Genomic DNA, 20832 nt, shown 5'->3' on the forward strand with positions numbered 1-20832 from the left:
AGTATGGACGGCAATTACTACATGATTCATGACTATCTGATATTCATCGGAGTTTTTGCCATTTTCCTGTTTCTGACAACCAGTATTTACCTTTTCAGCCAGCATGAGAAACTGAAAAAGAGAAATAGCAAATTATCGGAAACCAACAAACTTATTGAACAGCGCCTGAATGAAGTCCGTCTGGAACATATCGGTACAAAGCTGAATCCGCATTTGTTTAAAAATATTCTTAATTCGGTTCAGTCTCATGCCTATCAGACGTATATGTCACTGGATAAGCTGGCGAATGTGCTGGATTATATTTTATATGAAAGCAATAATAAGTATGTAAGCCCGAAAGAGGAACTCAATTTTGCATTAAGCCTTATTGAAATTAATAAAATAAAGATCAATCCTCTTTTCGATTTCAGAATCAAATCAAGGATCAACAAGTCTGATTCTTTGTATGAAGAAAAGGTATTTGCTCCGCTGATCACTGTGGATCTTATTGAAAATGCCTTTAAACATACGGATTTCCTGGCTCAGGACTCTTTTATTTCCATTTATATGGAGCTTGAAAACGGTATTTTCACAATGAAGGTAAGTAATAAAGCTTCATTAAAGAATATTCTGGAAAAGGAAAAAAGCGGTTTCGGAAGCCAGTCTTTTGATCAAAGGCTTAAAATGATCTACAGCACTTACTACCAGCTGGAAAGAAGTTCAAAAAACGGAATCTTCACTGCAGAATTAAAAATCAATTTAGGAGAATTCTATGATAAAATGCGTTATTCTGGATGATGAATTATTGGCTATCAGCTATTTAAAACTTCTATGCGAGCAGATCGACAATGTAGAAGTGGTAAAAGCATTCAATGATCCTAAAATCTTTCTGAACGAAATAGATAACATCGACTGCAATCTGTGCATTCTGGATATTGAAATGCCCGGAATGACTGGTCTTCAGGTAGCCGAAATTATTTCCGGTTCCAAGAAAATCATCTTTACAACGGCTTATAAAGAATATGCAGCCGAAGCTTTTGACCTGAATGTGGTAGATTATGTAAGAAAACCCATCAAAAAAGAAAGACTGATCCAGGCTTTCGAAAAAGCTAAAGAACTGGTGGAAGACAGCCGTAAAAAAGCTTTTATTGAATGGAATACCAATATCGGCAAAACCGTCATATTTACAGAACAGATTTCTTATATTAAAACTTCCGAAATCGACAGCAGGGATAAAGATATCATCCTAAGTGACGGAACCACAATCGTTCTTAAAAACCTGAATTTTAAAAACCTTCTGGAAATGCTTCCTGCCAAAGATTTTGCCCAGGTTAACAAAAAAGAAATCATTGCGCTTTCTTCCATTAAAGTATTTTCAACCAACGAAATTATTACCACAATTGCCACTGAAGACCATACTTTTCTGAAACTTCAGATCGGTGATGCCTACAAAAGTTCCCTGATGGAGCTATTCGGGAAATAAGTCCTTTTTCAAATCTTCAGGGTTTCGTTACAGAATTTCTACGCTTTATTACAACCCCTCTTTTTCAACATACAATCCATTTATTTTTGCACAGAATTAATTGATTGTATAATGAAAAACTGTTTCTATGCTGCAGGACTTCTCATATCCGGCTTGTGTTTTTCCCAGGAGACACCTTCAAAAATGAAAGTATCTTTTTTTGACGGAATAGCAGTGGCCGGATATGTAGATCATGGTGCTTTTATTAACTTTACCGGACCCAATGTAAGTATTACCCACCACAATGTAAAATTCGTATTGGGAATGCTTCCTTCACTGAGAATTAAAGAAGACCGTTCATCGGGAACAAAAAACAGTCCTATTATGCCCACATTGGGTGCTGGTCTTACCATGATTTATAAAAAGGTTGCCCTTCAGATTCCGGCTTACTATAATACCAAAACGGCTGATCAGAATGGCAACTGGAGAATAGGAATCGGGCTCGGTTATTCTTTCAGATAGATTTTATTACATTTTTTAGAACATTCATTACATTTTAAAAAAAAGAATATTTAACATAACTATATTCTTATCAAATTTGCATAAAATATTGGAATCATGAATTTGGGGAAATACAAAAATTTAATTTTCTACATTACTACCATCGCTGTTTTTTCGTGTCTGATGTATTATTTCATTATTGAAGGACAGACTTTGGAAGTAAAAGAAAATATCGTTGCTAAAACCAGCAGTGGTTCTACCTGGGAAAATTTCCTGGAATCTTTTAAAACCAATCTTCATCATCCGCTTGCATTATTATTGGTGCAAATCGTCACTATCATTATGACTGCAAGGCTTTTCGGATGGATTTGCATGAAAATAAAACAGCCCACGGTAATTGGAGAAATGATTGCAGGTATTGTGCTGGGGCCATCACTTGTGGGAATGTACTTCCCTGAGTTTTCGGCATTTCTTTTCCCAAAAGAATCATTAGGCAACCTTCAGTTTCTGAGTCAGATAGGTCTTATCCTTTTCATGTACATTGTTGGAATGGAACTGGATCTGAGTGTATTAAGAAAAAAAGCTCATGATGCTGTAGTCATCAGCCATGCGAGTATTATTATTCCTTTTGCTTTGGGAATAGGACTTTCTTATTTTGTTTACCAGGAATTTGCACCTGAAGGTATCCAGTTTACTTCTTTTGCCTTATTCATAGCTATTTCTATGAGTATTACAGCCTTTCCGGTACTGGCAAGAATTGTACAGGAGAGAAATCTCCAGAAAACCAAACTGGGAACTATTGTTATTACCTGTGCGGCTGCAGATGATATTACGGCATGGTGCATTCTTGCTGCAGTAATTGCTATTGTAAAGGCAGGTTCTTTTGCAAGCTCCATCTATGTAATTATTATGGCCATTGCTTATGTATTTTTAATAATAAAAATTGTCAGACCATTCCTGAAAAGAATCGGGGACCTTCAGGCAGGGAAAAATACAATCAGTAAACCAATGGTCGCTATTTTCTTTTTGACTCTTATTTTATCTGCATATGCCACTGAAGTAATTGGTATTCACGCGTTATTCGGCGCGTTTATGGCAGGAGCTATTATGCCTGAGAATACAAAATTCCGTACTCTTTTTATTGATAAAGTAGAAGATGTGGCTTTGGTGCTTCTCCTTCCGTTGTTCTTCGTATTTACAGGACTTCGTACCCAAATCGGACTTCTGAATGACAGCCACCTATGGATGACGGCAGGATTTATTATTCTGACCGCTGTTCTTGGAAAGTTTGCAGGGAGTGCACTCACGGCCAGATTTGTAGGCATTAACTGGAAAGAAAGCTTAACGATCGGAGCTCTGATGAACACGAGAGGTCTTATGGAACTTATCGTACTGAACATCGGATATGACCTTGGAGTTTTGAGCCCTGAAATTTTCGCAATGCTAGTCATCATGGCCCTTTTCACCACTTTTATGACCGGGCCAGCCTTAGACTTTATTAATTTCATTTTTAAATCTAAAAAAAATCAGGACGAGCCCATTCATGAAAATGATTCCAAGTATCGTGTTCTCCTCTCTTTTGATAAACCGGAATCAGGAAGCACTCTCTTAAAACTAGCTCACAATTTTACCCATAAGATGAATGGCAATAAAAGTATCACTGCTATGAATATTGCCCCGGTAGATGAAATGCATGCCTACGATATCAATGAGTATGAGGATTCGCAATTCCAAAACGTCATTGAAACCTCTCACGATCTTAATCTGGAAGTAACTACCCTCTTCAAAGCCTCTACCGATATTGAAAGTGATCTTACCAGCATTACCAATAAAGGACATTATGACCTTCTGCTGATCATGCTTGGAAAATCCATGTATGAAGGAAGTTTATTAGGACGATTACTGGGTTTTACAACCAAAATCATCAATCCTGAAAAACTTCTGAATACAGTGAAAGGTAAAGGAAATATATTCAACAATTCTCCTTTTGACGATTTCACCCTTCAGATCCTGGACAAAACCAATATTCCTGTGGGAATTTTGGTGGAAAAAGATTTTAAAGCAGCGGATAAAGTATTTGTGCCCATCTTTAATCTGAGTGATTTTTATCTTCTTGAATACGCGAAAAGACTGATCAATAACAACAATTCTCAGATTATCATTCTGGATGCTGCAGGACAGATCCGAAACAATATTGAAGTAAAGGAACTTATCAGAAGTATTGAACAGGTAGCCCCTAATCATATTACGCTATACAATGAGAAAAAGATTGAGAAAGAATTTCTGAACGCTCAGGATCTTATGCTGATCAGCAGTAAAAGCTGGAAAAATCTGATTGATACAAAAAGTCTTTGGCTTTCTGATATCCCTTCTACATTAATAATTTCAAACCCATAGCCAAAATAACACACCGATATTTCTATTTCTACCAGAAGCTGTAAATATTATTCGTTGTCTGTAAAGAAAAAACGGGTATATTTATAGCTTCAATTTTTTGGGACATGCTGATTAACAGTGAAAATGGAGTTATAGAGCTGAAAACCTTCAATACACGGCTTTATCGGGGAATGAGTCCTGATCAGCTGAAGCAGACTGATTTTTATAAAGAACAATATCATAATATGTGGGATGTAAAAACCGGGTATTTTTGGTATTATTTTAAGCATATAGAAGTACTGGGGTACCAGTTATCTTTCAGCTTATGCTTTTTTGAAGATCAGCTGGAAATCATCCATATGAACACATGGGAAAATGGTGATGCCAAAGACTGGAATGAATGGACCGAGGAAAAAGAAATGAACGTTTTTCACAGAAACAATACTTTTCTTATCCAAATCCTGGAAATGCTTCCAACCCAAAAAAAGAAAAAACCTTACCCAAGCTGCACCTTCAAATTTCCCTGGGGAGATGTGTGGTCGGTCTACGACCCGAGAAGCGCCGCCAGCCTGATGGGAATCAATTTTAATGAAGAGGAAAAACAAATAAAAAATAACTTATAACCAAAGAATAAGATTTTACTATGTGCCGATATGCCATGATGGTTTACAAAGGACATTATGCCTGTTTTAACTGCCAGAAAACATTCAAACGCCGCCACCTGAAAGACGTGGATAGGGATGCTCAGACTTCGGTGGAAGCCAAGTGCCCCGAATGTGGAAACCTGATGGCCAATATGGGACTTGATTTTAAATCCCCTCCGAAAAATGACGACAAACAATGGGCGCACATCCGTGATTTGTATACGGTAGGAATCACTTTTCATTCATGTGGATGCTCTGGTCCCGGATATATTCCGCAGGACAGAAAAGCCATTATTGATTATCTGGAAAAAGTTCGTTCAGAGTATATGAAATCCCTCGTATTCTGGAGATACCGGATAGAACCTGAAAATAAAAAGGAACGGGAACTGGATTATCAAAAGAACAGCTCACATCTATGGGCTGTAAGCCGTAATGCTTTCAAAGAAACAGTGACCAATCAGGAAGGAATCAACTATTGGCTCAAGAGAATCAATGAGGTGGAAGAAAGACTGAATATTATTAAAGCAAATAAGCCATAACAATCATTTAATCTGCTAATTTCAGAAGTCTTTTAAAGTCTTCTTTGATATTTTTCTCCTGCTCATCGGGATAATCCGCACTGATATTATACCCGCGTCCCGTAGTAGCATTGATTAAAATAATATTTCCGTTTTCAAAATAATTCCGGGTCATTGTAATTTCTGATTTTTTCAAATCAAATGCTTCTGTATCATTATTTTCTGTCATTGCTTTAGCATCATAGAAAAGCGGTCGGTTATACCTATACTCTTTCTCGAAAACAAACGATAGCTGTCCGTTAAGAAGATAATATTCTATCAGCTTCTGCCCCATTTCACCATAATGCCTGGCAATAACTTTTTCCAGGCCTTTATCCGTATAATAAAATGTAGCCTCCCCGCCTTCTGCAGATTCGCCTTCAATATCCTTCTTTTTGACAGAGGTCCATTTTGTTATAGAATTAATCCTTTTAAAATTGGCCTGAATAGGTTTCAGCTGTTTTTTTAAGCCCTTGCTATTTGTTGTATCATTTTCATTGAATGTTTCGCTGATCCTTACAGTATCCTTTGCTTTCGTAGTGAAAAAAACAGACGCTTGATCACCTGACTTCTGAGCATACACAGAGCCTAAACTGATCAATATTATGAAAACTCCGTATAAGAATCTATTCTTCATATTTGCTTTTTATGGCTTTAAAATTAATAATTCCACTGGAAGGGAGGCGAAAACTCAAAGAATTTTGACGGGGCGGTTTTCTTCACACCATCAATTTCATGTCGTAATTCTACGACAATTTTTAAAATTTAACCCTAAAAATTAATTTCAAATAGAGTTTTTTAATAGTTTTATCCTATAATTCACATTGGATGGAAATTGATTTCTTACAATATAAGGTACGTAATGGAGACACATTGACCTCTATCGCTTCCCGGCTAGGCATGACCGGCGAGGAGCTAAAACTGTTTCACAATTCCCATTGCCAAAAGATGGATAAGGTTTGGTTTGAAAATCTTAATGAGGTTAAAAATATCTATGTTCCTACCAATTTTAAAACAGAGACTCAAAAAGAACAGGAAAGAAAAAACAGTTTTCCTTCAACATTTTCCGAGTCTTTTCTTGCTACAACCTATTCCGTGAATGAGACCTTTGAAAGTCCGTTTCAACCTTCCGTCACTATTGATTATATCATTGAGCTTGCTCTAGACAAAAACAAAAGTACAGATCAATATATTTTGAGCTATAGCCAGAACGATTTTAAATCCAATGGAAATACGCCTGATGATAAAGTAAGCAGCTTATCCATTGCCTGTATGAAAAGTATTATGCCTCTTGAATTTATCGTGAATAATAAGGGTCAAATTACCGGCTTTGCGGATCACAAGAAAATTACAGACACATTTACCTGTCAGCGTAAAGATCTTGAAGAGTTTTATGTAGGAGAAGTTACTCAAAATTACATGGATTCGTTTGAAAGGAGCATCAGCGATGAAACGGTTTTCTTGAAACAATTGCAAAGTACACTCCTCTTTCAGACTTTACTTCCTAAAATAGATTGGTTCCAGAGAAAAAAGAATTGGAAAGAACCTTTTTATTTTTTACAGAATTCGTTTTCTGTACAATGTGAACTCAATATTGAACAGTTAAATGATGATGAAAACTCTGTTTTGACCATTTTAAACGGTAAAATCACAGAGCTATGCACTCCACAGGAGATCATGCGCGGTATTAAGTTTAAGGATTCTGCAGCTGAACCTGCACAAGGAAATATAATTTTAGAATACACCACCCACACAAAAAATAAGAATCTTCTACAGGCTAAAGCTTCAGTTTTGCTCAGTCATGAAGAAGAGTTGATTCACCAGCACCATATCAATATAACACAAGGATCAATATGAAAAATTATGTCACACAAAAAGGCGATACTTTCAGTTCGCTGGCCCGGCAGTTTAAGCTGAAAAATGAGGGCATTTTAAAAACCTATCATAACCTTCACTGTCCGCCGGAAGACATCATGCAGGAACCCGTTCCCGGAAAAACCATTTTTATTCCGGAAGATCCACAGCTTTTGGCTGAGGAAACAGAATCTCAAAACATCTCTGCATCCTCCTCTCAGGAAAAAACTAAAGAAGATGTAGTTTCTGATGAAGGAAATTCAACGGAAGAAACTCCAAATGAAGAGCAATCATCAGGAACAGCAGAAGAGCCAACCAATAAAGAAAAAAAGAAAGATAAAAAAGAAGACAGTGGTTCCAGTCCTCATGAAGGAAAATATTTTATTGTACAGAAGGGAACCGTGCAGTGTAATCAGGGATTCAAATTTCCGAAATTTAAAGTCACCAGCCATCAGAAACATTACTGGAATGACGGAGAAGGAAATGCTGATTATCTGGCAGTAACGGAGGATGATCTTCAGCTGGATCCGGCTGCACAACCGTTTGGACAGTGCAAACTTAAGCCATCTTCCGGAGGTTATCTTCCATGTGCTTATGCCCCTGCTGGAAAGTGGCAGAAGACGTATGAAAAAGTAAAAGTGATGGGAAAAAGCTGTCTTACGGAAATCTCAGAACTGATGTGCAGTACGGGAGGAAAAATCACCATTCTCAAACATGGACAACAGAGTGAAGTCGGTAAAAGCCAGGTTGCCAAAGCGAATACGCAGGAACAGCAGGTTTACAATCCCGTTGTGGATTTTGATGAATTCAAGGAAGATACAAAAGGTACAGACGAACTTTATTATAGCTAAGCCATGACAGGAAGTATAATCGGGAATCAGAATCCTCTGGTAGGAACAACCTATACCTACGAAATAAAACCTTCAGGACTTTCATTCGGTCTGAAAAGTGACTATGAATGGTATCTTTATAAAAAGCAGAAAAACGGAATCTGGAAAGATATCACCAACAAGCCCAAAAGGGGAGAAAAAGTAACGTACAGATTCGGAGAAATAGGCCTGGGTATAGAATTTCAGATGAAAGTCTATGAGATTAAAAAAGGAATTTTACCCGGCATGTCTGCCACCAAAGAACTGGCCGGCAGCTGTATATTGGTTCCGACCAGTGATAAGGTTTCAAAAATAGAGAAGGTAATTCTTTTCAACAGAGGCGCAAAAGATGTCAATAAGGCAAGTTACCGCGATACTCTTATTGCGCAGGCACATTGCATCGCCATGTTTAATAAAGAGATCGAATTTCATCTTTGGGAAGATGATGCGCCTGGAAAAGGCCACGATGCTAATATCAATAAAAATAACCGGCACACAAGAAGTTATAAGGCTCGGGTCAATGAAAAAGGGATTGCAGAAGTGTCAATTCCTCTGATGTCTGATGAGAAAATTCTTCGTCAGATGGCCAATCAGTTTCTGATGAAAGGTGACAGAAATGAAGGCGCCAATCATGAGTATTATGTTACAGCCACTTATTCAGGAAAAATCCAGGGAGCCAGCCAGGTAAATGTAGATGTTGCCAATCCTGATGATAAAGGACAGCCTCAAAATCAACCCCAACCTAAGTCTCAACCCGGCACCCAGACCCCAAAATTTCCTACAAAACATGGAGGTGGTCCCAAACAGCCAGATCCTAAGGGTAATATTATAGAAGCTCTTTTCATTGATGATACAGGAAATGAACTGTCCAAAGTAGCTGTAGGAGATAAAGTAAGAGTAAGAATCCACTCCAAAAATATGGTGGGAAAACACATCCAGTATGTAGTTTGGGAATATGATTCTACTTCCAATGATGAAGTTTACAGAAGCGGAAATATTAAAATTCCTGCTGATGTATGCGACACTTCAGGATTTATCATTACAAAAGCTATTTTTGAAAAAGGAGTAGACTCCCCTATCGGCGATCCGGATTCCGATAAACAAAATTATTTTATAGAAATTATCTCCAAAGATCTTTCTGCAGAATCTCAGAAATTTGGGGTAAATTCGGAAGGCCTGATGCAGGTGGAAAAGGTGAAGAGTGCGGCGGGAGTGCAGAATACGCAGAAACCAGATAAGCCTGGAAGTTGTATATGTCAAGAACAATACAAAGATTTAATATGGGGTGGAAAAGTAAGTTGTGAGTTTAGAAAGAAAGTAGTTCAAATATGCGCTGAATTATGGGGAGAAAATAGAAAAATGGAAATGGCCAATGGTTTAATGGCTGTTATGAATGTAGAGACAAGTGGAAGTTTTAAAGCACAACAATTAGAAGGATGGAACTCAACAAAAGACCCAAAAAAAATGACAATAAAAGACTTCTGGAAAGAAGGAAACAGAAAGTCATCAAGAGCAATAGGCTTAATCCAATTTACCCAAGATGCTTTACAAAATAATCTTAAAGAGTATAAAAGCAACCCAAAATTATCTGTTGAAGAACGCTTTGATGAACTAAACAAACTAAAATTGGAATATGCTCAAATGGGAGAAATAAAACAACTTGATAAAGTGAAAAAATATTTTGAGCCTCAAAAAAACAATATTAAATCTCCTGAAGATATTTATTTATCAGTTTTTGCTCCAATAGGAGTCGGTAAAAGTGATGATTTTATTTTATATCAAAAAAATGATAACCCACAAAATAATAAAGAAAAAACTAGTAATAAAAATTATAATGCAAATAAAAGTGTAGATGAAGAGAATAACAATGATAAGAAAATTCAAAGAAGAGAAATATTAGGTAGGTATAATATTAGTTTTAGCCGAGGTTCGGGTAATAAGCCCAAAACATTCAACTGTGAAAATGCTATAACAATTCCTGAAAGTTCTCCTCCTAAAAGTACTAAATGGCATGATCCCGTTGACAATCCAATGTTATGCCTTTATACTCAAAATGGAAACTACAGGCCCAGATATAATGTTTTTGGAACAGTTAGAAAGGAAAGAAGTAATCACAACCACCAAGGAATAGATTTTCTTGCTTTACCAGGATCAAATGCTTATGCATGCGTTGACGCATATGTAGAATTTATAAGTATACAATCAGGATATGGAAATGTAATTTGTTTGAAAGTAAAAGATCCTAAAGAATTTTTAAAAAGAAAAAGAGATTTCAGTTTACAATATTCAAATATGGGAGAAATACAAAGTGGATCAGGTTTTAGCTTTAATGGAGATTTTTATTTATTTTATGCTCATTTACAAGAGGTAGAAAAATCATTAAAAGCTAAACAAGAAGTTAGTTGTGGGACAATTATTGGCAAGAATGGCACAAGTGGTTATGGACAAACTAAAGACCCGCACCTACATTTTGAAATTAGAAGTTCTGCTACAGGTGGTGGATTAACTAATCGATGTCATCCAGGTATTTTTGTATATTACAAAGATGAAAATACAATGTCACAAAAAGAAAAAGATTATCAAAAAGAGATAGCACAAAAATTTTGGGATTAATTATATGAAAAAGGTAATAACAATTTTAATTTCGTTCTTTCTATTATCTTGCCAAGGGCAGAAAAAAGAAGAAGAAAAAAATAGTAAAAAAGAAACATCAGTATCTGAAGTTTCAAGCAAGACAGATAATACTAAAAACTTAATTCCATTAAGTAAAATCAGCTGTAATCAAGAAAGTACAGAAACAACAAATTATAATTTAAACTGTAAAAAGTTCACTATATCAAATACACTTATTGATGGAAGTGACCAAAACAGATATGAGCTTATAACTTTTGTTTTTAATGACATAGAGAAAGCTATAATTAGAAAAATCAATAATGAAGATTTGGAAACCTCCTCTCCGATGGTATATTTTTCAAATACATCTAAAAATTATATTATCTTTTTTCCCATAAATGGTGAAAATCATTTTGGATGGAAATTGTATCTGTATAAAAATAAAGTCTTATATCCATTAGGACAAAGAGTGATGTATTGGAAACCTGATTATGAAGAAACTAATATTAATTACTCTGACATACTAAACGTTTTTGAATCTGAAGATAAAGTTTTAGTTGAAATACCAAGCAAATACATTATTAAAGACGATAATGACTATAAAAATTATCCAAATTATTTGGATGGAAAATATTATGAAGATAAGGACAAATCATATTATGAGTTTTCTACATCAAAAATAGAATATTACAGAAAGTATAAAAATGGGCTTTTTGAAGGAGATTATAATAAAATGATTAATAATAAAATAATTGATCTTATAAAATAAATCAGTTATAATATAAGTAGTAAATGATGAAACCCTTTTTAATTCTATTATCATTCATATTTCTCTCATGCTCACGTGAAAAGAAGAAACAACAGAAAGATGTTTTTATAAAGGACAATACAAAATCAAACAAAACAAACCTTTTAATTACTGAAAATGAAATTCAGTCTTCAACAATAGTAAAAAAAGTAGATTCTATAACAATTTCTAAATCTTCTATTTGGTCAACTGACTGTACAGCTGATAAATTTATCAGTATTAAGACAGATATCAATAATATGCAGTTTACAGTCCCAGGTAGATTTTCTATGAATTCTCAATTAAAAAAAGTAGACAATAATAAATATGAATTTTACTTTACCGATTTTCCTCCGATTATTCCTCTTCCTGATGAAATGCAAAACTGGGAAAATTTAGATAACAAAAAGGCCGTTGGTTACATTCAAATAATTGATGAATCTAAAATAACCTTAACATGGTTTGGCTTTTATAATAAAAAAACTAAGAAAAATATACAAACTGAAAATCCTTTCAATAAGGAGCATAATGTTTCTGCAAACCTTATTAAGTGTTCTGAATAATATAAAATATTTGTAGTAAGTTATGAAACACCTTTTAGCCTTTATATTGTTCTCAATTGCACTTTTTAATTGCAAAAAGAAAATTGAAAACTCGAAACCAAAGATTCAAAATATTCAGCAGACGCAAAAAATTTCTGATGCTACAAGGAACTATACTAACTTTTGGAAAGGAGAATATCATTTTGAAGCATCAAATAGAGATGAAGCAAAAACAGTTTTTAACATAACGATAAATTCTCTGGAAAATATTTCTGTAGATGTTACTGAAGAAGGAACAACAAATAAATATTCTAAACTAAGGGCAGAAGAACTTAATCCTCAAAAAATTAAAATAAAATATGATGATTCTCCTGATGAGATGGGAATTATTTACATTGAAAAATCAGATGACAATTACTTTATTTCAGGAAATCCAATATACTTTATCAACCCCGGAAATAATGAAATGCCACTACAAAAATTAAAAGATAAATAACCTCTGATCAATGAAAAAACTAAACTTTATTGCTATAACATTATTAGTATTGACAGATTGTAAAAATGAGACTCAAAAAGCGGCCAATGAAATAACCACTACAGCAGCACCTAGAAAAGATAGCGCCGTCACAAGAAGTATAGACATAGAAGATACAGCTGCTGCTGATAAAGATAACCTTCCCAATATTCGTATATCAGAAAACTTACAGACCGTAAATTCTAGTTTTTCAGGGGACTTTTCTGTAACCCAAGAAACAGAGGAAACAACAACTGGTACAGCATATATTACTTATAATTTTAGTATAAAAAAAGATAAAGCAGTTTTAGCAACAGAAACCTATCATGAGCCAATTATATGCAATGGCGATTATAAAATTATTGAAAACAACAACAACATTCTAGAATTGTATTATTCAGGAAACGATAAAAATTGTCAATCAATAACTCCTAATTTTAAAATTAAAAAAGAAAACAACACTTATTATATTAAAGGAGTTGGAGGCGAAGCTACATTTAATGAATGGATAAAATTAGATAAAACGAAATAATATCTATATAAGGTAAAACCTAAAAAAAAACAATTCATCCCATCTATACACAATTTAGAAAAGAAATTTCGTTTCATTTAAAAAATATTTATACCTTTGCTTTGTGATTTTTAACAACGGAACATATTATTATAGAATTTTTACCTCAGCTCTGGGATAGGGATTCTTATGAATATAATTTAAAACCTCGTCCTAGGGACGAGGTTTTTTTATTTAAAAAATTTGAAAAGATGAAAATAAGTATTATTGGAGTGGGATTAATCGGAGGTTCGATGGCTTTGAAATTAAGAGAGAAAAACCTGGCCAGCTTCATCTACGGAATCGATAACAATATACAGCATATCAGTGATGCATTGGATCTTAAGATCATTGATGCCGGAGTAGATCTTGAGCATGGAATTAAAAATTCGGATCTGATTATTCTTGCGATCCCTGTGGATGCTGCGAGAAAACTGTTGCCTTCTGTTCTTGATCTTGTGACTGATCAACAGACTGTAATGGATGCTGGGTCCACCAAAGCAGGAATTGTAAATGCTGTAAAAAACCATCCAAAACGTTCAAGATTTGTCGCTTTCCACCCGATGTGGGGAACAGAAAACAATGGTCCGAAATCCGCCATTGCAGAGAGTTTTTCCGGAAAAGCAGGGGTGATATGCAACAAAGAGGAATCCGCGGACGATGCCTTAGCTACTGTTGAAAAAGTAGTCAATGCCCTTGATATGCACATGATTTATATGGATGCTGAAGATCATGATGTCCACACTGCTTATATTTCCCATATCTCCCATATTACCTCTTATGCCCTTGCCAATACCGTACTGGAAAAAGAGCGTGAAGAAGAAACAATTTTCCAGCTTGCCAGTTCCGGTTTTTCAAGCACCGTACGTCTTGCCAAATCGCATCCGGAAATGTGGGTTCCCATCTTTAAACAAAACAAAGAAAATGTACTGGACGTTCTGAACGAACACATCACCCAGCTCAGAAAATTCAAATCCGCTCTGGAAAAAGAAAACTATGAATACCTTGAAGAGCTGATTTCCAATGCCAACAGAATCAGAGGAATTTTAAGGTAAAATTTCCTTATACGATACTAAAAGCCCAACGGTTTTTACTTTTATTTTATTAAGAAACCCTTAGTCAATAATGTCTAAGGGTTTTATGTTTTTAAAACTTATTATTTCTATTAACATTCCGGAACGTTGACTGCAATTGCCAATCCGCCCTCAGAAGTTTCTTTAAAACGGTCACTCATGGATTGAGCCGTTTCCCACATCGTAAGAATTACCTCATCCAATGTCACTTTTGCTTTGGTAGGATCACTTTCCAATGCAATATTGGCTGCCGTAATCGCTTTCATTGCTCCCATCGTATTTCTTTCAATACATGGGATCTGTACCAGCCCTTTGATAGGATCACAGGTTAATCCAAGATGATGTTCCATAGCAATTTCTGCTGCCATCAATACCTGCCCGACACTTCCACCTAAGATTTCTGTAAGTCCGGCCGCAGCCATTGCAGAAGAAACTCCGATTTCCGCCTGACATCCTCCCATTGCTGCAGAAATGGTTGCATTTTTCTTAAATAATGTTCCGATTTCTCCTGCCACAAGCAGGAATCTCACAATATCATCCTCACTCGTAAATGGAGTAAACGCCTGAGCATACATTAATACCGCCGGAATTACTCCACTCGCTCCATTGGTAGGTGCGGTAATAATTCTTCCGAAACTTGCATTCTCCTCATTCACAGCCAGCGCAAAACAGGCAATCCATTTGTTGATATTGGTGAAATTCTCTTCAGCATCTACAACCTGTTGGAACCACTCGTCTTTGTTTTTATAGATTTTATCTCCTAACAGTTTTCTGTTGATTCCTGCAGCTCTTCGGGAAACATTCAGTCCACCCGGAAGAATTCCTTCTTTATTAACACCTTTATAAATACATTCTTTAATCTGCTGCCAGATGTAAAGTGCTTCCTGCCGCGTTTCTTCCTGAGTTCTCCAGCTTTCTTCATTCATGAAAATTAAATCTGAAATTTTATCAAATCCAAGTTTCTCGCAGTATTTTGCAATATCAGAAGCTTTATGACAAGGATATAATGTACGTACACACTGCTTTTGGATAGAGTTTTTTTCCTGACTGGCAATAAAACCACCACCTACAGAATAAAAGTCCTGCACAAGCTCTGTTCCATCTTCAAAAACAGCTCTGAAGATCATCCCGTTCGGGTGAAAATCAAGGCTCTTTTTCATATTTAAAATCAGATGATGCCCGTAGATAAACGGAATAACTTTCTCACCTCCCAGATTAATGGTCTGAGTGCTTTTAATGTAATCTATTTTTTCATCAATTTTTGAAGTATTGATGGTCTTAAAATCTTCTCCATTCAATCCAAGCATTCCTGCAATATCAGTTCCGTGCCCAATCCCCGTTTTTGCGAGTGAGCCAAAGAATTCAAGAAAAACCTCTTTAACTTCTTCTATTGATCTTTCTCTTTTTATAATCCTGATAAATGCTGCTGCTGCGTTCCAAGGTCCCATTGTATGCGAACTGGACGGGCCTATTCCTACTTTAATAATTTCAAAAACCGATATTGATTCCATAAATGATTCGTCATTTTCCTCAAAAACAAAGATACAGGATAAATCCTAATAATAGCATAGCAAAATCCCAGATTTATTTGGTTTTGACTGCCCATAAAATAAGTATTTTTGTCAATGAAATATATAGTATCAATATCAATCAGATCCATCATTATATTGTTCTTTTTAACTATTTTTTTAAATGGAAACATTAATTAAGAGTATTCTGCAGCATGTCCCACTAACTCCGGAAGAAATAGCCTTATGTAAAAGCTTCTGGACAGAAAAAACATTGGAAAAAGGAGATTTTCTGTTGCGAAATGGAGAAATCTGCCGTCATGACAGTTATATCATTTCGGGAGTTTTAAAAGCTTTCTGCATCAATGAAGAAAATGGAAATGAAGAAATCCTCTTTTTAGCCATTGATCATTGGTGGGCAACAGATATTTCCAGTTTTTCAAAACAAAAACCTTCCATTTACAATATACAGGCTGTAGAGAAAACAAAGCTTTTGCAGATCAGCCATCAGTCTTTTCAAAAAATGCTGAAGGAAATTCCAGCTTTAGAAAAATATTTCAGGATTATTTTAGAAGGTTATCTCGGAACCCTTGAAAAAAGAGTGGTGTTCAATCATATGCACAAAGCAGAACAAAAATATTATGATTTTCTGGATACTTACCCAGATATTTCCTCCAGGGTTCCCCAGTATCTGATTGCTTCTTACCTGGGAGTATCTGCTGAATTTATCAGTAGAATCAGGAAAAAAAATAAATCATCTTGAACTAGATCAATTTTTCAGAACTCAATAATCAGGAATTTTGCTGTTATAAATTCTTAACAAATGAAAATACTGATTATTAACGCCAGTGTAAGAAATGAAAGATCTTACAGCAGAAAACTGACACAGCTTTTCGCTGAAAACTGGAAAACAAGATATCCTCTTGATACTTTCACCTACAGGGAAGCAGGAACTGACACTATTCCCAATATTGATGAATCCTGGATCGCGGGAGCATTCAAAAAACCGGCAGACAAAACCGAGGAAAACCAAAAACCTTTACAGCTCAGTGATGAACTCGTCGTAGAACTCAGGGAACATGATGTATATGTAATCGGAACCCCTATGTATAACTGGTCTATTCCGTCTGGGTTAAAAGCTTATATTGATCAGGTAATGAGGATTAACGAAACCTGGAAATTCAGATCCGGAATGCCGGATGGTGATTATGTTGGACTTCTTGAAAACAAAAAGCTCTTTATTCTCTCAACCCGTGGAGATACCGGATATGGAGAAAATGAAAAGAACGGACACATCAATTTTCAAACTACCTATCTGAAACATATTTTCGGGATTATGGGGGTGAATGATGTTACCATTCATTCTTTAGATAATGAGGAATTTGGAGGTGAAGTTTTTGAAAACTCCAAAAATAAAATCTTTGAAGCGATTCATTCCATTCAATAAATCATTTCTTGATCTTTTTAAATATCAATCAGGGCATCAGTTAACACTTATGCCCTTTTTATCAGCTGAAACTTTCCTCGTGCTGAGAAAGATCAAGTCCTTTATTTTCAGATTCTTCAGAAACTCTTAATGTAATTATGGAATCTGTAAGTTTATATAAAAGCAATGAACCGAAGAACGTAAAAACAGAAACCAAAACCAATGCAGCCATATGATGAAGAAAAACCTCTAACCCTCCATGCAGTAAGCTTGCTTTTTCACCATGAGCAAAAATAGCGGTAAGAATCATTCCCATAATTCCCCCTACTCCATGACAGGCAAAAACATCCAGCGTATCATCTATTTTCTTTAAAGGCTTCCAATTAACCATTACATTAGAAACTATTGCAGTAATAAACCCGATAAAAAGGCTTTCCTGAATACTTACGAAGCCACATCCCGGAGTAATCGCCACCAAACCTACTACAGCTCCGATACAGGCACCCAAAGCAGAAACACTTCTCCCATTGATTCTATCAAAAAAAATCCAGGTCATCATTGCAGAAGCAGATGCTATGGTAGTTGTTCCAAAAGCTGTAGCCGCAGAAGCAGAAGCACTCAGTGCAGATCCTGCATTAAATCCGAACCAGCCAAACCATAGCATTCCTGTTCCCAGAAGAACATACGGAATATTGGAAGGCTCATGATGCGGGTTCTTTCGGTTTCCTACCACCAAAGCTCCGGCAAGTGCAGCAAAACCGGCACTCATATGTACAACCGTTCCTCCTGCAAAGTCTTTTACCCCAAAATATTTGTTTAAAAGCCCATCAGGATGCCATACCATATGACAAAGCGGTGTATAAATAAAGATGCTGAAAAGGACAATGAATAATAAATAAGAAATAAAACGAACCCTTTCCGCAAAAGATCCGGTAATAATTGCAGGGGTAATAACCGCAAATTTCATTTGAAATAAAGCAAAAAGAATAAAAGGAATAGTAGGCGCCATCATTTTATGAGGCAGATTCCCTACTCCGCTAAAAAAAGGATAACTGAGCGGGTTTCCAATAATTCCATAATGTTTTCCGGCAATGTTAATACCCAAAGATTCTCCGAAAGATAAAGAAAAACCTACGACTACCCAGACCATAGAGATTACTCCTAAGGCGATAAAACTCTGTAGCATGGTAGAAATCACATTTTTCCTGCCAACCATTCCTCCATAAAAGAAAGACAGTCCGGGTGTCATCAACAGGACAAGCCCAGCTGCAGCCAGAATCCAGGCAACATCCGCGCCTACAATCTTATCTTCACTTAAAAATTCTCCGGTAACAGGAATATCTGCAGCCGGATTCCAGAATAAACCACCAATTGCAACGAGTGTAATTACTGAGAATGAAACGATCCACTTCAAGCCTACTTTCATATAATTTATATTTAACCCTATCAAATTTAAATATAAATTCTATAAAAATCATATTTTTAAAACAAATACCCCTAAAAAAACTATTTAAATAATAATATTTTTATTTTTAACAGAATACTTCATTCAATATTTTTGAAACTTCTTTGGATTTCGTAGCGGGAAAAAGATGGGTTCCTCCTTTTATTATATAATCCGGATTGGAATAACGAATTGGAAAAACAATGTCTTTATCACCTAAGATCTGAATCACATTGGGGTTTTCTTCAAACTTCCACTCGGACACTTTTTCCACAGACCATTTCAGGTAATAGGGATCTCTTACTTTAAAATATTGCAAAAGTTTAGGATTCTTAGGATCAAAAAGCTTTCGGATAACAGCATATACATTGGCCGCCTTATCGTTGAACAAACCTACCGGTAATATTCTGGGGATTTTGGTCATCTCACCTGTCTTGATGAATTTTGACTTTTCCTTGTCAGATTTTATACTTCCAAGGATTACCACTTTCTCTGCAGGCTTCAATTTGTCAATTTCCTGAACAATGATACCTCCGAAAGAATATCCCAACAGGCAGAACGGTTCAGAGTCATCTACCTTATCAGCCATTCTTTTAACATAGGCATCAAAAGGCTCATTTTTTTCAGGGATGAGCCAGTCTATAAAAATCAATTCACAATGTTTGGGAAACTCTAATCTTTCAAGGACTTTAAAGTCTGCTCCCAGACCGCTGACGATATAAATTTTCATAATACGAATTTATAAAAAATACAGGGAACAGTAAATGATTAAGCCAAATCTTTGATGTAACAAAAGCATAAAAAATGAGCAGCTCTGGTGAACTGCTCATTTTATATTGATCGTATGTAATCTTATTTTTTCTTTTTTGGAACTCTGTTCTCGTTATCCAGCATTTCTGTAGTCACTTTGAACTGGATGTCCATTTCGTTCTTAATGAAATAATCTTTCAATGAAGACTGATAGAATACTTTAAAGTCTCTTCTGTTCAGAGAGAACTTCGCAGATTCAATAGAGGTTGTAAACTGAGTAACATATACATTCGCAGGGAAAGAAATTGTTTTTCTCACTCCTTTAAGGGTAAGGTCTCCGTATACTGTAGAATTGTATTCACTGTTTGCTAAAGGAATAATTTTAGTCAAATGGAATTTTGCGATAGGGAATTTTTTCACTTCAAAGAAGTTCGAGCTTTTCAGATCGTTGGTAAGCTTGATCTGATCTTCATCAGAAACATCTCCTGCCATCATACTTCTCATATCTATGATAAACTCTCCATCTACCAGAACCGTATGGTCAAAATTAAATTTTCCACTTTTCAGCTTTACTGTTCCTGAATGGGAAGTTTCTTCGGTTTTTACCACTTTATACCCCCACCATCTGATCTCTGATGAAGTCACTTTTGAAACCTTATCAAATTTCTTCTGAGCAGAAACAAATGACATGCTTGCGCACACCATAGCAAACAATAGTAATCTTTTCATTCTTTTTTATTTACAATTCAACAAAAATAAAAAAAAGTGTAGAACTTCTACACTTTTAACAATCTTTTTTTGATTAATTTATTGAGCAGTTACTTTTACCTGCATATCAATATCATCTTTCACAAAAACATCCTGCATTGTAGACTTGTAAGCTACATCAAATTTCTGTCTGTCGAAAGAGAATTTATTAGATACTAAGCTTACTACTCCTTTGCTGTAAGAAATCTTTGCAGGGAAAGTAATTGGATTTGTTTTTCCTTTTACAGTAAGGTTTCCTGTTACAAGAGAACTGTAGATTTTATCGCTGTTTTTCTTGATTCCAGTGATTTTAAAGGTTGCTGTAGGGAATTTTTCAACTTCAAAGAAATCACCGTTCTTAAGGTGTCCGTTTAATTTTTGCTGATATTCTCCTGTAAGGTCAGTTGAGCTGATAGAAGTCATATCCAATACAAAGCTTCCGCCTACCAATTGGTTTCCTTTCATAATCATATCTCCGGACTTTACTTTTACAGTACCGTCGTGAGAGCTCGCCTCAGATTTTGCTACTTTATATCCCCACCAGTGTACATCAGACGCTACTACTTTTTTTGACTGTCCAAATGCTAAACCACCAGCTAAAACTGCTAATAAAAATATTTTTTTCATTGAATAGAG

Annotated in this window: 22 protein-coding genes; 16 read left to right on the forward strand and 6 right to left on the reverse strand. The window is 35.6% G+C overall.

Features of this window, described 5'->3' with window-relative positions; genetic code table 11:
- Window positions 1–3: 3 nt before the first annotated feature.
- From FN817_RS19780 to FN817_RS19805, 6 genes are all read left to right on the forward strand, one after another.
- Window positions 4–777, forward strand: a complete 774-nt coding sequence (locus tag FN817_RS19780) for a histidine kinase (protein WP_081983612.1) — start codon at window positions 4–6, stop codon at window positions 775–777.
- Window positions 752–1462 (forward strand): LytR/AlgR family response regulator transcription factor, encoded by a 711-nt coding sequence (locus FN817_RS19785; RefSeq protein WP_142719439.1) that lies wholly within the window; start codon window positions 752–754, stop codon window positions 1460–1462. The genes FN817_RS19780 and FN817_RS19785 overlap by 26 nt, the downstream gene beginning before the upstream one ends.
- Before the next feature lie 111 nt (window positions 1463–1573).
- Window positions 1574–1963: a hypothetical protein gene (locus FN817_RS19790; protein ID WP_142719440.1), complete on the forward strand. Its 390-nt coding sequence runs from the start codon at window positions 1574–1576 to the stop codon at window positions 1961–1963.
- 96 nt (window positions 1964–2059) lie between these two features.
- The gene (locus FN817_RS19795) at window positions 2060–4339 is read left to right on the forward strand and encodes a cation:proton antiporter (protein ID WP_228451617.1); all 2280 of its coding nucleotides are present in this window, start codon (window positions 2060–2062) and stop codon (window positions 4337–4339) included.
- Window positions 4340–4443: 104 nt separating this feature from the next.
- Window positions 4444–4941 carry a hypothetical protein gene (locus FN817_RS19800; protein ID WP_142719441.1) on the forward strand — a complete coding sequence of 166 codons (498 nt, stop codon included), beginning with the start codon at window positions 4444–4446 and terminating at the stop codon, window positions 4939–4941.
- A gap of 35 nt (window positions 4942–4976) precedes the next feature.
- Complete coding sequence (locus FN817_RS19805) at window positions 4977–5501, forward strand: hypothetical protein (RefSeq protein ID WP_317129988.1); 525 nt, start codon at window positions 4977–4979, stop codon at window positions 5499–5501.
- Between the two features lie 7 nt (window positions 5502–5508).
- On the opposite strand, the gene FN817_RS19810 is transcribed toward FN817_RS19805, so the two are convergent.
- Window positions 5509–6156, reverse strand: a complete 648-nt coding sequence (locus FN817_RS19810; RefSeq protein WP_142719443.1) for a hypothetical protein — start codon at window positions 6154–6156, stop codon at window positions 5509–5511.
- 191 nt (window positions 6157–6347) lie between these two features.
- Between FN817_RS19810 and FN817_RS19815 the strand changes: the two genes are divergently transcribed.
- From FN817_RS19815 to FN817_RS19850, 8 genes are all read left to right on the forward strand, one after another.
- On the forward strand, window positions 6348–7376 hold the full coding sequence (locus FN817_RS19815; RefSeq protein WP_142719444.1) for a LysM peptidoglycan-binding domain-containing protein: 1029 nt from the start codon (window positions 6348–6350) through the stop codon (window positions 7374–7376).
- On the forward strand, window positions 7373–8224 hold the full coding sequence (locus FN817_RS23340) for a DUF4280 and LysM peptidoglycan-binding domain-containing protein (RefSeq protein WP_185149926.1): 852 nt from the start codon (window positions 7373–7375) through the stop codon (window positions 8222–8224). The genes FN817_RS19815 and FN817_RS23340 overlap by 4 nt, the downstream gene beginning before the upstream one ends.
- A gap of 3 nt (window positions 8225–8227) precedes the next feature.
- The gene (locus tag FN817_RS19825; RefSeq protein ID WP_142719445.1) at window positions 8228–10855 is read left to right on the forward strand and encodes a M23 family metallopeptidase; all 2628 of its coding nucleotides are present in this window, start codon (window positions 8228–8230) and stop codon (window positions 10853–10855) included.
- A gap of 4 nt (window positions 10856–10859) precedes the next feature.
- Window positions 10860–11624 (forward strand): hypothetical protein, encoded by a 765-nt coding sequence (locus FN817_RS19830; RefSeq protein ID WP_142719446.1) that lies wholly within the window; start codon window positions 10860–10862, stop codon window positions 11622–11624.
- 23 nt (window positions 11625–11647) lie between these two features.
- Window positions 11648–12205: a hypothetical protein gene (locus FN817_RS19835; RefSeq protein ID WP_142719447.1), complete on the forward strand. Its 558-nt coding sequence runs from the start codon at window positions 11648–11650 to the stop codon at window positions 12203–12205.
- 22 nt (window positions 12206–12227) lie between these two features.
- Window positions 12228–12680 carry a hypothetical protein gene (locus tag FN817_RS19840; RefSeq protein WP_142719448.1) on the forward strand — a complete coding sequence of 151 codons (453 nt, stop codon included), beginning with the start codon at window positions 12228–12230 and terminating at the stop codon, window positions 12678–12680.
- 10 nt (window positions 12681–12690) lie between these two features.
- Window positions 12691–13230 (forward strand): hypothetical protein, encoded by a 540-nt coding sequence (locus tag FN817_RS19845; RefSeq protein WP_142719449.1) that lies wholly within the window; start codon window positions 12691–12693, stop codon window positions 13228–13230.
- A gap of 230 nt (window positions 13231–13460) precedes the next feature.
- Window positions 13461–14303, forward strand: coding sequence for a prephenate dehydrogenase (locus FN817_RS19850; RefSeq protein WP_142719450.1), 843 nt, complete (start codon window positions 13461–13463; stop codon window positions 14301–14303).
- 110 nt (window positions 14304–14413) lie between these two features.
- Here FN817_RS19850 and FN817_RS19855 read toward each other — a convergent pair whose 3' ends face one another.
- Window positions 14414–15832 carry an L-serine ammonia-lyase gene (locus tag FN817_RS19855; protein WP_047423730.1) on the reverse strand — a complete coding sequence of 473 codons (1419 nt, stop codon included), beginning with the start codon at window positions 15830–15832 and terminating at the stop codon, window positions 14414–14416.
- 181 nt (window positions 15833–16013) lie between these two features.
- Here FN817_RS19855 and FN817_RS19860 point away from each other — a divergent pair, with 181 nt between their 5' ends.
- Together FN817_RS19860 and FN817_RS19865 are read left to right on the forward strand one after the other, a co-directional pair.
- Window positions 16014–16592, forward strand: a complete 579-nt coding sequence (locus tag FN817_RS19860) for a Crp/Fnr family transcriptional regulator (protein ID WP_142719451.1) — start codon at window positions 16014–16016, stop codon at window positions 16590–16592.
- A 60-nt stretch (window positions 16593–16652) separates the two neighbouring features.
- Window positions 16653–17276 (forward strand): FMN-dependent NADH-azoreductase, encoded by a 624-nt coding sequence (locus tag FN817_RS19865; protein ID WP_142719452.1) that lies wholly within the window; start codon window positions 16653–16655, stop codon window positions 17274–17276.
- Between the two features lie 61 nt (window positions 17277–17337).
- Here FN817_RS19865 and FN817_RS19870 read toward each other — a convergent pair whose 3' ends face one another.
- The 4 genes from FN817_RS19870 to FN817_RS19885 all read right to left on the reverse strand — a co-directional run bounded on the left by FN817_RS19870 (window position 17338) and on the right by FN817_RS19885 (window position 20823).
- The gene (locus tag FN817_RS19870) at window positions 17338–18681 is read right to left on the reverse strand and encodes an ammonium transporter (protein WP_142719453.1); all 1344 of its coding nucleotides are present in this window, start codon (window positions 18679–18681) and stop codon (window positions 17338–17340) included.
- Window positions 18682–18787: 106 nt separating this feature from the next.
- The gene (locus FN817_RS19875; RefSeq protein ID WP_142719454.1) at window positions 18788–19429 is read right to left on the reverse strand and encodes an alpha/beta hydrolase; all 642 of its coding nucleotides are present in this window, start codon (window positions 19427–19429) and stop codon (window positions 18788–18790) included.
- 122 nt (window positions 19430–19551) lie between these two features.
- The gene (locus FN817_RS19880; RefSeq protein WP_047423735.1) at window positions 19552–20178 is read right to left on the reverse strand and encodes a YceI family protein; all 627 of its coding nucleotides are present in this window, start codon (window positions 20176–20178) and stop codon (window positions 19552–19554) included.
- A 78-nt stretch (window positions 20179–20256) separates the two neighbouring features.
- On the reverse strand, window positions 20257–20823 hold the full coding sequence (locus FN817_RS19885) for a YceI family protein (protein WP_142719455.1): 567 nt from the start codon (window positions 20821–20823) through the stop codon (window positions 20257–20259).
- Window positions 20824–20832: the final 9 nt, after the last annotated feature.

It is taken from the genome of Chryseobacterium rhizoplanae, assembly GCF_900182655.1.
In the GTDB taxonomy this organism is placed as follows: Bacteria; Bacteroidota; Bacteroidia; order Flavobacteriales; family Weeksellaceae; genus Chryseobacterium; species Chryseobacterium rhizoplanae.

Excerpts from the sequence above, each read along its gene's own strand:
- FN817_RS19780 (WP_081983612.1), top strand. The coding sequence starts at position 4 with ATGGACGGCAATTACTACATGATTCATGACTATCTGATATTCATCGGA.
- FN817_RS19785 (WP_142719439.1), top strand. The coding sequence starts at position 752 with ATGATAAAATGCGTTATTCTGGATGATGAATTATTGGCTATCAGCTAT.
- FN817_RS19790 (WP_142719440.1), top strand. The coding sequence starts at position 1,574 with ATGAAAAACTGTTTCTATGCTGCAGGACTTCTCATATCCGGCTTGTGT.
- FN817_RS19795 (WP_228451617.1), top strand. The coding sequence starts at position 2,060 with ATGAATTTGGGGAAATACAAAAATTTAATTTTCTACATTACTACCATC.
- FN817_RS19800 (WP_142719441.1), top strand. The coding sequence starts at position 4,444 with ATGCTGATTAACAGTGAAAATGGAGTTATAGAGCTGAAAACCTTCAAT.
- FN817_RS19805 (WP_317129988.1), top strand. The coding sequence starts at position 4,977 with ATGATGGTTTACAAAGGACATTATGCCTGTTTTAACTGCCAGAAAACA.
- FN817_RS19810 (WP_142719443.1), bottom strand. The coding sequence starts at position 6,156 with ATGAAGAATAGATTCTTATACGGAGTTTTCATAATATTGATCAGTTTA.
- FN817_RS19815 (WP_142719444.1), top strand. The coding sequence starts at position 6,348 with ATGGAAATTGATTTCTTACAATATAAGGTACGTAATGGAGACACATTG.
- FN817_RS23340 (WP_185149926.1), top strand. The coding sequence starts at position 7,373 with ATGAAAAATTATGTCACACAAAAAGGCGATACTTTCAGTTCGCTGGCC.
- FN817_RS19825 (WP_142719445.1), top strand. The coding sequence starts at position 8,228 with ATGACAGGAAGTATAATCGGGAATCAGAATCCTCTGGTAGGAACAACC.
- FN817_RS19830 (WP_142719446.1), top strand. The coding sequence starts at position 10,860 with ATGAAAAAGGTAATAACAATTTTAATTTCGTTCTTTCTATTATCTTGC.
- FN817_RS19835 (WP_142719447.1), top strand. The coding sequence starts at position 11,648 with ATGATGAAACCCTTTTTAATTCTATTATCATTCATATTTCTCTCATGC.
- FN817_RS19840 (WP_142719448.1), top strand. The coding sequence starts at position 12,228 with ATGAAACACCTTTTAGCCTTTATATTGTTCTCAATTGCACTTTTTAAT.
- FN817_RS19845 (WP_142719449.1), top strand. The coding sequence starts at position 12,691 with ATGAAAAAACTAAACTTTATTGCTATAACATTATTAGTATTGACAGAT.
- FN817_RS19850 (WP_142719450.1), top strand. The coding sequence starts at position 13,461 with ATGAAAATAAGTATTATTGGAGTGGGATTAATCGGAGGTTCGATGGCT.
- FN817_RS19855 (WP_047423730.1), bottom strand. The coding sequence starts at position 15,832 with ATGGAATCAATATCGGTTTTTGAAATTATTAAAGTAGGAATAGGCCCG.
- FN817_RS19860 (WP_142719451.1), top strand. The coding sequence starts at position 16,014 with ATGGAAACATTAATTAAGAGTATTCTGCAGCATGTCCCACTAACTCCG.
- FN817_RS19865 (WP_142719452.1), top strand. The coding sequence starts at position 16,653 with ATGAAAATACTGATTATTAACGCCAGTGTAAGAAATGAAAGATCTTAC.
- FN817_RS19870 (WP_142719453.1), bottom strand. The coding sequence starts at position 18,681 with ATGAAAGTAGGCTTGAAGTGGATCGTTTCATTCTCAGTAATTACACTC.
- FN817_RS19875 (WP_142719454.1), bottom strand. The coding sequence starts at position 19,429 with ATGAAAATTTATATCGTCAGCGGTCTGGGAGCAGACTTTAAAGTCCTT.
- FN817_RS19880 (WP_047423735.1), bottom strand. The coding sequence starts at position 20,178 with ATGAAAAGATTACTATTGTTTGCTATGGTGTGCGCAAGCATGTCATTT.
- FN817_RS19885 (WP_142719455.1), bottom strand. The coding sequence starts at position 20,823 with ATGAAAAAAATATTTTTATTAGCAGTTTTAGCTGGTGGTTTAGCATTT.